This window comes from Bacillus sp. FSL R5-0439 (genome assembly GCF_038008805.1).
Lineage (GTDB): Bacteria > Bacillota > Bacilli > Bacillales > Bacillaceae > Bacillus > Bacillus safensis.
Map to the genome: position 1 here is coordinate 893,450 of NZ_JBBOZW010000001.1, position 14,058 is coordinate 907,507.

At 44.7% G+C, this 14,058-nt stretch carries 8 protein-coding genes, 16 tRNA genes and 3 rRNA genes; 24 read left to right on the top strand and 3 right to left on the bottom strand.

The features are described from left to right. Positions 1–83 precede the first annotated feature (83 nt). Both NST59_RS04370 and NST59_RS04375 read right to left on the bottom strand, forming a co-directional pair. On the bottom strand, positions 84–1,157 hold the full coding sequence (locus NST59_RS04370) for an FUSC family protein (RefSeq protein WP_039177329.1): 1,074 nt from the start codon (positions 1,155–1,157) through the stop codon (positions 84–86). A gap of 247 nt (positions 1,158–1,404) precedes the next feature. Further along, positions 1,405–2,700, bottom strand: coding sequence for a glutamate-1-semialdehyde 2,1-aminomutase (locus tag NST59_RS04375; protein WP_126681321.1), 1,296 nt, complete (start codon positions 2,698–2,700; stop codon positions 1,405–1,407). A gap of 129 nt (positions 2,701–2,829) precedes the next feature. On the opposite strand from NST59_RS04375, the gene bcp reads away from it, so the two are divergent. Next, complete coding sequence (gene bcp / locus NST59_RS04380; RefSeq protein WP_341040257.1) at positions 2,830–3,297, top strand: thioredoxin-dependent thiol peroxidase; 468 nt, start codon at positions 2,830–2,832, stop codon at positions 3,295–3,297. Positions 3,298–3,454: 157 nt separating this feature from the next. Beyond that, positions 3,455–3,892, top strand: a complete 438-nt coding sequence (perR, locus tag NST59_RS04385; protein WP_003217782.1) for a peroxide-responsive transcriptional repressor PerR — start codon at positions 3,455–3,457, stop codon at positions 3,890–3,892. A gap of 36 nt (positions 3,893–3,928) precedes the next feature. Here perR and NST59_RS04390 read toward each other — a convergent pair whose 3' ends face one another. Beyond that, complete coding sequence (locus NST59_RS04390) at positions 3,929–4,276, bottom strand: YgzB family protein (protein WP_024425201.1); 348 nt, start codon at positions 4,274–4,276, stop codon at positions 3,929–3,931. A gap of 189 nt (positions 4,277–4,465) precedes the next feature. Here NST59_RS04390 and NST59_RS04395 point away from each other — a divergent pair, with 189 nt between their 5' ends. From NST59_RS04395 to NST59_RS04500, 22 genes are all read left to right on the top strand, one after another. Further along, on the top strand, positions 4,466–5,344 hold the full coding sequence (locus NST59_RS04395) for a nucleotidyltransferase-like protein (RefSeq protein ID WP_024425790.1): 879 nt from the start codon (positions 4,466–4,468) through the stop codon (positions 5,342–5,344). A 273-nt stretch (positions 5,345–5,617) separates the two neighbouring features. Further along, positions 5,618–7,166: ribosomal RNA gene (locus tag NST59_RS04400) — 16S ribosomal RNA — on the top strand. Between the two features lie 182 nt (positions 7,167–7,348). After that, positions 7,349–10,279: ribosomal RNA gene (locus NST59_RS04405) — 23S ribosomal RNA — on the top strand. Between the two features lie 109 nt (positions 10,280–10,388). Next, a 5S ribosomal RNA gene (gene rrf / locus NST59_RS04410) occupies positions 10,389–10,504 on the top strand. The 16S, 23S and 5S rRNA genes sit together here with 16 tRNA genes alongside, the layout of an rRNA operon. A 9-nt stretch (positions 10,505–10,513) precedes the next feature. Next, positions 10,514–10,588, top strand: a tRNA-Asn gene (locus NST59_RS04415). A gap of 4 nt (positions 10,589–10,592) precedes the next feature. Next, a tRNA-Ser gene (locus NST59_RS04420) sits at positions 10,593–10,683 on the top strand. A 17-nt stretch (positions 10,684–10,700) separates the two neighbouring features. Next, positions 10,701–10,775, top strand: a tRNA-Glu gene (locus NST59_RS04425). Positions 10,776–10,808: 33 nt separating this feature from the next. Beyond that, a tRNA-Val gene (locus NST59_RS04430) sits at positions 10,809–10,884 on the top strand. A 15-nt stretch (positions 10,885–10,899) separates the two neighbouring features. After that, positions 10,900–10,976 (top strand) — tRNA-Met (locus NST59_RS04435). Positions 10,977–10,980: 4 nt separating this feature from the next. After that, positions 10,981–11,057 (top strand) — tRNA-Asp (locus NST59_RS04440). Positions 11,058–11,075: 18 nt separating this feature from the next. Further along, positions 11,076–11,151 (top strand) — tRNA-Phe (locus NST59_RS04445). Positions 11,152–11,157: 6 nt separating this feature from the next. After that, positions 11,158–11,230, top strand: a tRNA-Thr gene (locus NST59_RS04450). A gap of 15 nt (positions 11,231–11,245) precedes the next feature. Then, positions 11,246–11,330: transfer RNA gene (locus tag NST59_RS04455), tRNA-Tyr, on the top strand. 14 nt (positions 11,331–11,344) lie between these two features. After that, a tRNA-Trp gene (locus NST59_RS04460) sits at positions 11,345–11,418 on the top strand. A gap of 29 nt (positions 11,419–11,447) precedes the next feature. After that, positions 11,448–11,523, top strand: a tRNA-His gene (locus NST59_RS04465). Between the two features lie 9 nt (positions 11,524–11,532). Beyond that, positions 11,533–11,604, top strand: a tRNA-Gln gene (locus tag NST59_RS04470). Positions 11,605–11,611: 7 nt separating this feature from the next. Next, positions 11,612–11,686: transfer RNA gene (locus NST59_RS04475), tRNA-Gly, on the top strand. 5 nt (positions 11,687–11,691) lie between these two features. Then, positions 11,692–11,762 (top strand) — tRNA-Cys (locus tag NST59_RS04480). 14 nt (positions 11,763–11,776) lie between these two features. Further along, positions 11,777–11,865 (top strand) — tRNA-Leu (locus NST59_RS04485). A 36-nt stretch (positions 11,866–11,901) separates the two neighbouring features. After that, positions 11,902–11,983: transfer RNA gene (locus NST59_RS04490), tRNA-Leu, on the top strand. Positions 11,984–12,398: 415 nt separating this feature from the next. After that, complete coding sequence (locus NST59_RS04495; protein ID WP_059377521.1) at positions 12,399–12,824, top strand: hypothetical protein; 426 nt, start codon at positions 12,399–12,401, stop codon at positions 12,822–12,824. A 411-nt stretch (positions 12,825–13,235) separates the two neighbouring features. Continuing rightward, positions 13,236–14,030 (top strand): phosphotransferase, encoded by a 795-nt coding sequence (locus NST59_RS04500; RefSeq protein ID WP_144490847.1) that lies wholly within the window; start codon positions 13,236–13,238, stop codon positions 14,028–14,030. Positions 14,031–14,058 lie beyond the last annotated feature (28 nt).

The window sequence follows — 14,058 nt, forward strand, 5'->3', positions numbered from 1 at the left end:
AAGAAGACAAAGAGATAAAATCAAGATCATTTTAGCTCTTTGTCAACAATTTAAGACCGATTCTAGGAATCGGTCTTTTCTGTTTATGCTTCTTTTTCTTCTGTCTCGATTTCACTATCTTTTGGGTGATACGTCTGGAAGCTTGTAATCAATGTATCTAAATGCTCTAATTCATCACGGTATTCAATGATGCTGGACATGACATTCAGCATGTTGTAATCGAGCAGGTCATTTTCTTGGTTTTGCTGATGCTGAATAAATGATTTCGTTAACGTCTCAAGGCGAAGAGAGCATTCATTTTGAAATTCATCGTCCTGCGGCTTCATTTTTCCGACGAATTTCATCAAGGTGCGCTCATGCCAATACAGTAAATAATCAATTTCATCCGTTAGGCTTTCCCTGAAATGCTCTGGCATCAAATGAATCTCATTTTCTAATTTATGAAGCTTTTTCAGCAAATATAGCGCGCGATTTGATGCCATAATGGCCTGCCTGAACAAAACAAGCTTTCTTGATTTGACATAGGTGGTTTTCTTTAAATAGCTTCGTTCTTCTTTGTATAACAAGTAAATGTGATCTAATTTGATCATGCGTTCTTTTATTTGATCGATGTCATCCTTTAAAGTGGAATGATCAGTAGACTGTCTGGAGGTCAGACGGATCCATTTTAAAATCTCCTCCGTATTTTCCATAATGTGATGAACAAGCTTTGTTTCATACTTTGGCGGCAGGAAGATTAAATTCACTAAAAATGAAGAAAGAACTCCTAACACCACAGTAGCTGTTCTAATTAAGGCAAAGGAAAGGAAATGATCCCCTGCACTTTCTAAAATCGCGATGACGGTTACAAGTGCAATTGGAATTGTGTGTTCAATCTTCAGCTTTAAATTAATGGCGATAACCATGACGGCGGTTAAACCGATAATGACTGGTCCTGTGCCAAAAAGCAGACCGAACGTAATGGCAAGTGCTGCTCCAATAATATTGGCTTGCACTTGATCAACAATAGTTAAAAAAGATCGATAAATAGATGGCTGGATAGCAAATACAGCTGCAATTCCCGCGAAGACGGGCGTTGGCAACCCAAGCCATGTTGCCAGGTAAAGCGCGAGTACAATGGCAATACCAGTTTTTAAAATACGGGCTCCAAGTTTCATTGGTTTTGTCCCTGCATTCCTTTCTTTTCGATAATAGATGATCACTCGTCATTTATCATTCATATTTTGATGAAACAACTAAGTAATATACAGCGGTCTTCCGAAATATTCAAGTGATTTTTGAAAGTTCATGAAAACATCAAAAGAAGGTATTGAGAAGAAATGTAACAGATTCGCACGCTTTTGACAAACAAGAGCCGGTCAATAAAAAAACAGGCGCATGTTTTTACGCCTGTTTTGGACTTCATTATGATTGTTTCAGCTGTGCAAACGCATGATCTACTGCTTGCAGCGTCTCGGAAATATCTTTTTCAGTATGTGCAATTGTTAAGAACCAAGCTTCATATTTAGAAGGAGCGAGGTTAATGCCTTGCGCGAGCATTAATTTGAAGAAGCGGGCAAACATTTCGCCATCCGTATTTTCAGCCTGCTCGTAGTTCACAATCGTTTCTGTTGTGAAATAAATTGTGAGAGCACCTTTTAAGCGATTCACTGTAATATCTACTTGATGCTTTTTGGCATAGGCTAAAATGCCTTCTTCTAACATAGCGCCAAGCTGATCAAGACGTTCGTAAACGCCATCTTCTTTTAACACTTCCAAGCAGGCAATACCTGAAAGAATGGATGCGGGATTTCCTGCCATTGTGCCAGCTTGATAGGCTGGTCCAAGCGGAGCCACTTGCTCCATAATTTCTTTTTTACCGCCGTAAGCACCGATAGGAAGTCCGCCGCCAATAATTTTTCCTAATGCAGTAAGGTCAGGTTTTACTTGAAGCAAGTCCTGTGCACCGCCATACATAAAGCGGAAAGCGGTAATGACTTCATCATAAATCACCAGTGCGCCTTTTTCATGTGTGAGGTCATTGACCTGCTGCAGGAAACCGTCCTTAGGTTCCACGATGCCGAAGTTCCCGACAATTGGCTCGACAAGGACAGCAGCTACTTCATCGCCCCAGCGATCTAATGCTTCTTTATAGCTGTCAATATCATTAAATGGAACCGTAATGACTTCATTGGCGATACTCTTTGGTACACCCGCGGAATCAGGTGTTCCTAAAGTGGAAGGACCAGAGCCTGCTGCCACTAGTACAAGATCAGAGTGACCGTGATAGCATCCGGCAAACTTAATAATTTTTGTTCTGCCTGTATATGCGCGAGCTACTCGAATCGTTGTCATCACCGCTTCTGTACCTGAGTTGACAAAACGAACTTTGTCCAAAGCAGGCATGGCTTCCTTCAGCATTTTAGCAAAAGTGACTTCATGCTTCGTTGGTGTTCCGTAAAGGACACCTGTTTCAGCCGCTTTCGTGATGGCTTTTGTAATATGCGGGTGGGCGTGTCCTGTAATAATTGGACCGTATGCTGCTAGATAGTCGATATAGCGGTTTCCGTCAACATCCCAAAAATAAGCGCCTTCTCCTCTTTCCATCGCAACGGGTGAACCGCCGCCTACTGCCTTATATGAACGAGACGGGCTGTTGACACCTCCAACAATGTGCTCCAGCGCCTCTTGATGTAATTTTTCTGATTCTGTGAATTTCATAAATAGCCTCCTATCTCAACGTATCACGTCGTCTATCATTATTTTAACATGCCGATGCAAGCGTCCTTAGTTGAATATCCTTTCAAAATTGGATAGGCTAATTAAAAAATAGGTTGGAGGGATTGTGTCATGACAATCGAAGTAGGGCAGCAAGTACCTGACATTGAATTAACCGGTGACAATGGGGAGAAAGTAAAGCTTTCTGATTTTAAAGGAAAACATATTGTTCTTTATTTCTATCCAAAAGATATGACACCAGGCTGTACAACAGAAGCATGTGATTTCCGCGACCACCATCAAAGCTTTGCAGAACTAGATGCTGTCATTATCGGCGTAAGCCCAGACAGTCAGGACAAGCACCAAAAGTTTAAAGAAAAACATGATTTGCCGTTCCTGCTTCTTGTAGACGATAAACAGAAATTGTCTGAAGCCTTTGGCGTATGGAAGCTGAAAAAGAACTTTGGCAAAGAATATATGGGAATCGAGCGTTCAACGTTTCTTATTAATAAAGAAGGCACGCTTGTGAAAGAATGGCGAAAAGTAAAGGTAAAAGACCACGTGGAGGAAGCGCTTGAGGAATTGAAAGCTCACGCTTAATATCCTAACAGGATGAGATCGGCAGTCATGCCGGTCTTTTTTGTAAAGAAGAATAGGTAAAAAAGAGGATTGTAATTGACAAAGTTTCGGCTCTGGGGGTACACTATTTATAAAGATTACAATATAAGAATATTTTTGAAGAGAGGTGCATGATGAAATGGCTGCTCACGAACTAAAAGACGCTTTAGATGCTCTAAAAGAAACCGGTGTTCGAATTACTCCGCAGCGCCATGCCATCTTGGAGTTTCTCGTAAATTCTATGACTCACCCAACCGCAGACGATATATATAAAGCACTTGAAGGAAAATTTCCAAATATGAGTGTCGCAACGGTTTACAACAATTTACGAGTCTTCCGGGAATCTGGATTAGTAAAGGAATTAACGTATGGTGATTCCTCAAGCCGATTTGATTTTGCGACATCTGACCACTACCATGCGATTTGTGAAAACTGCGGAAAAATCGTGGACTTTCACTATCCTGGCCTTGATGAAGTTGAACAGCTTGCATCCCATGTGACGGGCTTTACAGTTAGTCATCATCGCTTGGAGATCTATGGAACTTGTCAAGAATGTGCGAAAAAAGAAAATCATTAATGAAAAAAGCTGACCGGTTAAATGGTCAGCTTATTTTTATGACTTTTTTCGATTGTAGGATTCATCAAACTCTTTACCTTCTAATGCTGGATCAAGTGTAAGCGGCTCCCTGCAATGCATGCACATGTCCACACGCCCAAGCACTTTTGTTTCCTTCTCACAGCCTGGACAAACGACACGTACTGCCTTCGTAGAAAGCATACCAATCCAAAAGTAAACGGCTGTACTTAATCCAATCGATAAGACGCCGAGCAGCATAAAGAAAGTCGACAGCCAGATCGATTCCTTGAAGAACACACCGATATACATGATCAGAAAGCCAACAAAAACCAAACTAAGTGCAAATGTTCTGATTTTATTAATCTTACTGGAGTATTTCGCCATCCCTAGTCCCCCTTGTCTCCAATATAGCACATTTTACCTTTCCGTTTGAATTAGTTATAGAGTTTTGTGAATAAATTGCTTATAATGATTCAATGATCTTTTTTCATGTATTGAAGGAATTTTGATTCTATGAGGAGAAATACATAGCATTAGAGAAGAACTTTACACCCGAGTATTGGAGGAATCACTATGGAAAATCTTCTCCGTCCTATTTATCAAGAGAGAGCAAGCCATCCAGATACATTAGCTGTGATTATAGTAGAAAGAAGACATAAAGTATCTTCTGAGACGGATAACTTTGATGCAGCACTTTTAGTCATCGTAAAAGAAGCGGAAGAACCGTTATTTATCAAGCACTATGAATCCGATCACCAAACAGCTTCTTTAAACGTTGTCACAGATGATCAACTGAAGGAATGGATTACCCTTGGTACTAACCGACGAATCATCGATTGGATTTTGAATGGAAAAGTCCTGTTTGATCGAAATGAATATATTTTCAACTTAATTGATGAACTAAGTACATTCCCGTTTTCAAACCGCAAGCTCAAAATCGGTTTAGAATATGGCAAGCTCATTCGCAGATATATAGAAGGAAAAGCATTTTTTGAGTCAAATCAATTCCTTGATGCATATAATTCCATTGTGCATGCCCTGCATCACTTAGCACGTATTGAAGTAATTGATAAAGGCTTCCACCCAGAAGTGACCGTTTGGAACCAAGTGCGTCATATGGAGCCGGAAGTATACAAACTTTATTCAGAACTGATTGAAAGTCATGAAAGTCTGCATAAGCGTTTAGAACTTTTATTTTTAGCAAATGATTTTTTGATCCATTCAAAAGCAGAAATTGGTGCCGCTCATTTGCGTCATGTCATGGAACAGAAGGATATATGGCTTTTTGGTGAGCTTCTTGCCCACCCTGATCTAAAGTATTTTACACCTGACCTTAGCGTGATGATTGATTTCTTTGTGGAAAAAGGAATTGTTCAAGTGGAGCCGATTGAGACAAAGGGACAAAAAATCTATCATCGAGGATATTTTGTGAAAAAAGATATTGACGCATGAATATTATGATGGTATATTATTAAACGTCGCTAACGAGCAACTGAGTTGCTTTGAAAGAAAAGCTGACAAAAAGAAATTCTAAAAAACACTTGACGCACACGGTGCTCAAATGTTATATTAAGAAAGTCGCCTCTGAGCGATAACGAACATGATCTTTGAAAACTAAACAAGACAAAACGTACCTGTTAATTCGAGTTTTTATAAAAAAATCCTATGATACTTCATAGGTAGTCAGTCAAACGCTGACGAAAAACAAAACTTCGGTTTTGTACTTTTTCGGAGAGTTTGATCCTGGCTCAGGACGAACGCTGGCGGCGTGCCTAATACATGCAAGTCGAGCGGACAGAAGGGAGCTTGCTCCCGGATGTTAGCGGCGGACGGGTGAGTAACACGTGGGTAACCTGCCTGTAAGACTGGGATAACTCCGGGAAACCGGAGCTAATACCGGATAGTTCCTTGAACCGCATGGTTCAAGGATGAAAGACGGTTTCGGCTGTCACTTACAGATGGACCCGCGGCGCATTAGCTAGTTGGTGGGGTAATGGCTCACCAAGGCGACGATGCGTAGCCGACCTGAGAGGGTGATCGGCCACACTGGGACTGAGACACGGCCCAGACTCCTACGGGAGGCAGCAGTAGGGAATCTTCCGCAATGGACGAAAGTCTGACGGAGCAACGCCGCGTGAGTGATGAAGGTTTTCGGATCGTAAAGCTCTGTTGTTAGGGAAGAACAAGTGCGAGAGTAACTGCTCGCACCTTGACGGTACCTAACCAGAAAGCCACGGCTAACTACGTGCCAGCAGCCGCGGTAATACGTAGGTGGCAAGCGTTGTCCGGAATTATTGGGCGTAAAGGGCTCGCAGGCGGTTTCTTAAGTCTGATGTGAAAGCCCCCGGCTCAACCGGGGAGGGTCATTGGAAACTGGGAAACTTGAGTGCAGAAGAGGAGAGTGGAATTCCACGTGTAGCGGTGAAATGCGTAGAGATGTGGAGGAACACCAGTGGCGAAGGCGACTCTCTGGTCTGTAACTGACGCTGAGGAGCGAAAGCGTGGGGAGCGAACAGGATTAGATACCCTGGTAGTCCACGCCGTAAACGATGAGTGCTAAGTGTTAGGGGGTTTCCGCCCCTTAGTGCTGCAGCTAACGCATTAAGCACTCCGCCTGGGGAGTACGGTCGCAAGACTGAAACTCAAAGGAATTGACGGGGGCCCGCACAAGCGGTGGAGCATGTGGTTTAATTCGAAGCAACGCGAAGAACCTTACCAGGTCTTGACATCCTCTGACAACCCTAGAGATAGGGCTTTCCCTTCGGGGACAGAGTGACAGGTGGTGCATGGTTGTCGTCAGCTCGTGTCGTGAGATGTTGGGTTAAGTCCCGCAACGAGCGCAACCCTTGATCTTAGTTGCCAGCATTCAGTTGGGCACTCTAAGGTGACTGCCGGTGACAAACCGGAGGAAGGTGGGGATGACGTCAAATCATCATGCCCCTTATGACCTGGGCTACACACGTGCTACAATGGACAGAACAAAGGGCTGCAAGACCGCAAGGTTTAGCCAATCCCATAAATCTGTTCTCAGTTCGGATCGCAGTCTGCAACTCGACTGCGTGAAGCTGGAATCGCTAGTAATCGCGGATCAGCATGCCGCGGTGAATACGTTCCCGGGCCTTGTACACACCGCCCGTCACACCACGAGAGTTTGCAACACCCGAAGTCGGTGAGGTAACCTTTATGGAGCCAGCCGCCGAAGGTGGGGCAGATGATTGGGGTGAAGTCGTAACAAGGTAGCCGTATCGGAAGGTGCGGCTGGATCACCTCCTTTCTAAGGATATATGGAGCAGCGTGCGTTTTCGTCTTGTTTAGTTTTGAAGGATCATTCCTTCAAAACATGTCTCTAGCGAGACAGGATTGTTCTTTGAAAACTAGATAACAATAAGTAATACATTCACATTGAATGCAATGCAAAGTTCATCACACATAGTGATTCTTTCTAAAGTAAGAAATGGTTAAGTTAGAAAGGGCGCACGGTGGATGCCTTGGCACTAGGAGCCGATGAAGGACGGGACGAACACCGATATGCTTCGGGGAGCTGTAAGCAAGCTTTGATCCGGAGATTTCCGAATGGGGAAACCCACTGCTCGTAATGGAGTAGTATCCATACTTGAATACATAGAGTATGAGAAGGCATACCCGGGGAACTGAAACATCTAAGTACCCGGAGGAAGAGAAAGCAAATGCGATTCCCTGAGTAGCGGCGAGCGAAACGGGAACAGCCCAAACCAAGAGGCTTGCCTCTTGGGGTTGTAGGACACTCTATACGGAGTTACAAAGGAACGATATAAGCGAAGAGGTCTGGAAAGGCCCGCCAAAGAAGGTAACAGCCCTGTAACTGAAATGTTGTTCTCTCCAGAGTGGATCCTGAGTACGGCGGAACACGTGAAATTCCGTCGGAATCCGGGAGGACCATCTCCCAAGGCTAAATACTCCCTAGTGACCGATAGTGAACCAGTACCGTGAGGGAAAGGTGAAAAGCACCCCGGAAGGGGAGTGAAATAGATCCTGAAACCGTGTGCCTACAAGTAGTCAGAGCCCGTTAACGGGTGATGGCGTGCCTTTTGTAGAATGAACCGGCGAGTTACGATCCCGTGCAAGGTTAAGCAGAAGATGCGGAGCCGCAGCGAAAGCGAGTCTGAATAGGGCGCATGAGTACGTGGTCGTAGACCCGAAACCAGGTGATCTACCCATGTCCAGGGTGAAGTTCAGGTAACACTGAATGGAGGCCCGAACCCACGCACGTTGAAAAGTGCGGGGATGAGGTGTGGGTAGGGGTGAAATGCCAATCGAACCTGGAGATAGCTGGTTCTCTCCGAAATAGCTTTAGGGCTAGCCTCAAGGTAAGAGTCTCGGAGGTAGAGCACTGATTGGACTAGGGGCCCCTACCGGGTTACCGAATTCAGTCAAACTCCGAATGCCGATGACTTATCCTTGGGAGTCAGACTGCGAGTGATAAGATCCGTAGTCGAAAGGGAAACAGCCCAGACCGCCAGCTAAGGTCCCAAAGTATACGTTAAGTGGAAAAGGATGTGGAGTTGCTTAGACAACCAGGATGTTGGCTTAGAAGCAGCCACCATTTAAAGAGTGCGTAATAGCTCACTGGTCGAGTGACTCTGCGCCGAAAATGTACCGGGGCTAAACGTATCACCGAAGCTGCGGACTGTTCTTACGAACAGTGGTAGGAGAGCGTTCTAAGGGCTGTGAAGCCAGACCGGAAGGACTGGTGGAGCGCTTAGAAGTGAGAATGCCGGTATGAGTAGCGAAAGACGGGTGAGAATCCCGTCCACCGAATGCCTAAGGTTTCCTGAGGAAGGCTCGTCCGCTCAGGGTTAGTCGGGACCTAAGCCGAGGCCGAAAGGCGTAGGCGATGGACAACAGGTTGATATTCCTGTACCACCTCCTCACCATTTGAGCAATGGGGGGACGCAGGAGGATAGGGTAAGCGCGGTATTGGATATCCGCGTCCAAGCAGTTAGGCTGGGAAATAGGCAAATCCGTTTCCCGTAAAGGCTGAGCTGTGATGGCGAGCGAAATTTAGTAGCGAAGTTCCTGATTCCACACTGCCAAGAAAAGCCTCTAGCGAGGTGAGAGGTGCCCGTACCGCAAACCGACACAGGTAGGCGAGGAGAGAATCCTAAGGTGATCGAGAGAACTCTCGTTAAGGAACTCGGCAAAATGACCCCGTAACTTCGGGAGAAGGGGTGCTTCTTAGGGTGTTAAAGCCCCGAGAAGCCGCAGTGAATAGGCCCAGGCGACTGTTTAGCAAAAACACAGGTCTCTGCGAAGCCGTAAGGCGAAGTATAGGGGCTGACGCCTGCCCGGTGCTGGAAGGTTAAGAGGAGCGCTTAGCGTAAGCGAAGGTGCGAATTGAAGCCCCAGTAAACGGCGGCCGTAACTATAACGGTCCTAAGGTAGCGAAATTCCTTGTCGGGTAAGTTCCGACCCGCACGAAAGGCGCAACGATCTGGGCACTGTCTCAACGAGAGACTCGGTGAAATTATAGTACCTGTGAAGATGCAGGTTACCCGCGACAGGACGGAAAGACCCCGTGGAGCTTTACTGCAGCCTGATATTGAATGTTGGTACAGCTTGTACAGGATAGGTAGGAGCCTTGGAAACCGGAGCGCTAGCTTCGGTGGAGGCATCGGTGGGATACTACCCTGGCTGTATTGACCTTCTAACCCGCTGCCCTTATCGGGCAGGGAGACAGTGTCAGGTGGGCAGTTTGACTGGGGCGGTCGCCTCCTAAAATGTAACGGAGGCGCCCAAAGGTTCCCTCAGAATGGTTGGAAATCATTCGCAGAGTGTAAAGGCACAAGGGAGCTTGACTGCGAGACCTACAAGTCGAGCAGGGACGAAAGTCGGGCTTAGTGATCCGGTGGTTCCGCATGGAAGGGCCATCGCTCAACGGATAAAAGCTACCCCGGGGATAACAGGCTTATCTCCCCCAAGAGTCCACATCGACGGGGAGGTTTGGCACCTCGATGTCGGCTCATCGCATCCTGGGGCTGTAGTCGGTCCCAAGGGTTGGGCTGTTCGCCCATTAAAGCGGTACGCGAGCTGGGTTCAGAACGTCGTGAGACAGTTCGGTCCCTATCCGTCGCGGGCGCAGGAAATTTGAGAGGAGCTGTCCTTAGTACGAGAGGACCGGGATGGACGCACCGCTGGTGTACCAGTTGTTCTGCCAAGGGCATCGCTGGGTAGCTATGTGCGGACGGGATAAGTGCTGAAAGCATCTAAGCATGAAGCCCCCCTCAAGATGAGATTTCCCATTCCGCAAGGAAGTAAGATCCCTGAAAGATGATCAGGTTGATAGGTCTGAGGTGGAAGCGTGGTGACACGTGGAGCTGACAGATACTAATAGATCGAGGACTTAACCTATATTCTAATGTGAAACATGAACATTGTTATCTAGTTTTGAGAGAACATTTTTAAAATATCTCTTGATTTATTTTCAATACATAGTATAATATCTTTTGTCACTAAATTGTCTGGTGATGATGGCGAAGAGGTCACACCCGTTCCCATACCGAACACGGAAGTTAAGCTCTTCAGCGCCGATGGTAGTTGGGGGTTTCCCCCTGTGAGAGTAGGACATCGCCAGGCTTTCTTCATTCCGCAGTAGCTCAGTGGTAGAGCTATCGGCTGTTAACCGATCGGTCGTAGGTTCGAATCCTACCTGCGGAGCCAATTTGGAGAGCTGTCCGAGTGGCCGAAGGAGCACGATTGGAAATCGTGTAGGCGGTAACCCCGTCTCAAGGGTTCGAATCCCTTGCTCTCCGCCACAATTTACATAATAAAGGGCCCGTTGGTCAAGCGGTTAAGACACCGCCCTTTCACGGCGGTAACACGGGTTCGAATCCCGTACGGGTCACCATTTTTATAGAATATATACCAGCATTTTTTATTCGGAGGATTAGCTCAGCTGGGAGAGCATCTGCCTTACAAGCAGAGGGTCGGCGGTTCGAGCCCGTCATCCTCCACCATATCTTTTATATCGTCGCGGGGTGGAGCAGTTCGGTAGCTCGTCGGGCTCATAACCCGAAGGTCGCAGGTTCAAATCCTGCCCCCGCAACCAAAATGGTCCGGTAGTTCAGTTGGTTAGAATGCCTGCCTGTCACGCAGGAGGTCGCGGGTTCGAGTCCCGTCCGGACCGCCATTTTCCAAAAGAATACTTGGCTCGGTAGCTCAGTTGGTAGAGCAACGGACTGAAAATCCGTGTGTCGGCGGTTCGATTCCGTCCCGAGCCACCACTATTTGCCGGTGTAGCTCAATTGGTAGAGCAACTGACTTGTAATCAGTAGGTTGGGGGTTCAAGTCCTCTTGCCGGCACTGTTTTTCAAATGTGGAGGGGTAGCGAAGTGGCTAAACGCGGCGGACTGTAAATCCGCTCCCTCCGGGTTCGGCGGTTCGAATCCGCCCCCCTCCACCATTTTTTATTTTCATAGGGGCATAGTTTAAAGGTAGAACAGAGGTCTCCAAAACCTCCGGTGTGGGTTCGATTCCTACTGCCCCTGCCAATTATACTTTATAATTCATTACATCTATGGCGGTTGTGGCGAAGTGGTTAACGCACCAGATTGTGGCTCTGGCACTCGTGGGTTCGATTCCCATCAATCGCCCCATTTTATTATTGGGCTATAGCCAAGCGGTAAGGCAACGGACTTTGACTCCGTCATGCGTTGGTTCGAATCCAGCTAGCCCAGTTGATGTGCGGAAGTAGTTCAGTGGTAGAACACCACCTTGCCAAGGTGGGGGTCGCGGGTTCGAATCCCGTCTTCCGCTCCAATAATGGCGGCATAGCCAAGTGGTAAGGCAGAGGTCTGCAAAACCTTTATCCCCGGTTCAAATCCGGGTGTCGCCTTTTTTGAAAAGACTGCCGGGGTGGTGGAATTGGCAGACACACAGGACTTAAAATCCTGCGGTAGGTGACTACCGTGCCGGTTCAAGTCCGGCCCTCGGCACCATTGTTTTTAATATAAGATGCGCTCTTTAATGATCATGCCGGTGTGGCGGAATTGGCAGACGCGCACGACTCAAAATCGTGTTCCTCACGGAGTGCCGGTTCGACCCCGGCCACCGGTATCTAGTTTTAGATATTCTTTATTATCATTCATTACAGAAGAATTAAGGAATATCAACGTTTAAAACGTCTTTCTACAAATTGTAGGAGGGCGTTTTTTATTTGTTTTTTAGCTGATTTTTCACACGACAAAATTGCTTCCAATCGTGTTCTGTTTACTGGTGAAAGGGGAATTAGCTAAATGGCACGACGTTAAAATATTTGAGACTACATTCTATTCAGTATTACATGAATAAATTTAAGGGGTTTCTTAATGTTCTAACAGTACAAGGAATAAATATTTCTGAATTAAAGCCTTACGAGGAACATATGAAGGAGATTATCTTTTACTTTATTGATGGTTACCTTATTATTAAACTAAAAGGACAGGATAATTGAAGAAGGATGAGATAAATTGTACATAGGAGAGGTGTTGTCATGATTACGGTTAAAAATGCTGAAAGTTATCTTAAAGATAGCATTGGTGAAGATATCGATGATATAAAAAAGGTTTGGGAAACATTTAAGGCTTTTTCAAAGGAGGCAGTTGAGGGCGAAGAAGATAAAGAAATTTTATTTCAGTGTGGTGTCTATGACTTTACAGGAGAGGAACTATTTCATTTTGACCTTGTACGTCAATTTACAGTTTATGAAGAAGATGATTATTCTCACATGGAACAACTACACTGTGAATTTTTATTTAAACCAACAAGCGAGTTAAAAAATTTAAAGGTGGTAGAAGAATGGTCAATGGATTATGACGATATCGATCATTTTTTTAATCATATTGAAAGTATTCATGAGTTTAAAATACCTTTGAGTTTAAAGCCGATAAAATCAGAAATATATCAAGAAGAACTTTGATTCTTATTTTATAAACGAGTACTTTACTTTAAGAGGGTATACCTTGCCTTTTAGGAATAATTTATCACGGGTGCCGGTTCAACCCTTGCCATCAGTATCTATTAAAAGTTTCATGATTGGTTTTTACCGTGAACCTAACGTTTCACCCTTGTGGTAAACGTTTTTTTGTGGTTTAAATGAGTTATTAAAAATAGAAAACTATTAGAAAATAATGAGCATGTACTTTTTTAGCAGAATAATCTTTAGATGATTTGCAACATTTGATAAGATACATTTAACCATGTAAGGAAACAAAATGGGGCAGCACATTCACACAAAACAGTGTACTACCTTTGTGTAACTAAAAATATTTGGGGAAAAACACATCTTTAGCTGACATCATCATTGTGACCCAATTTTAGGGGAGAATTTATGAAAAAACAAAGTGATCATGAAGAGTTATTGATAGGTGGCAATGTCTCGAACGTATATCGTTCGGGAGATACGGTTCGTCGAGAAGTAAAGTCAGACAATATCAATATACGAAAGCTGCTAAAGCATTTAGAAAAAAAGAATTTTTCCTATGCTCCAAAGTTTTTAGGGGTTGATGAAAAAGGTAGAGAGATCTTGTCTTTCATTGAAGGCGTAGCTGGTCATGATCCCTTAAAAGAATACATGTGCTCTCACCATGCCTTAAAAGAATTAGCGAGAATGCTTAGACTGTATCATGATGCTGTTTGTGATTTTCCCATTTCAGACGATTGGGAACGAATGGACAATACGCCTAACAACATAGAGGTTGTTTGCCACAATGATTTTGCTATGTATAACATTATTTTCAAGGATAAAAAACCAGTAGGGATTATTGATTTTGATGTAGCTGCTCCTGGTCCGAGGCTATGGGATATCGCATATACCCTATATACATGTGTGCCTCTTAGTAGATTTTTTCGCACTGAAACAGGGGAGGTCGTGAAATATTCATCATTAGACCATGCAGACTATATAAAGCATAGAGTGAAACTGTTTTTTGAATCTTATGGGGAGGAAATAGCAGAAGATTATTTGGATATGGTGCTGCTGCGTTTAAAAGGGTTATGTCAGTACATGAAACGAAAAGCGAGTGAGGGTGATATCGCTTTTCAAGACATGATCCATGAAGGACATCTTGAACATTATCAAAAAGACATTCAATTCATTCATGAGCATAGAAAAGATTGGATGTAAAACTACTTACCTTTAAATAAGAAGTCAA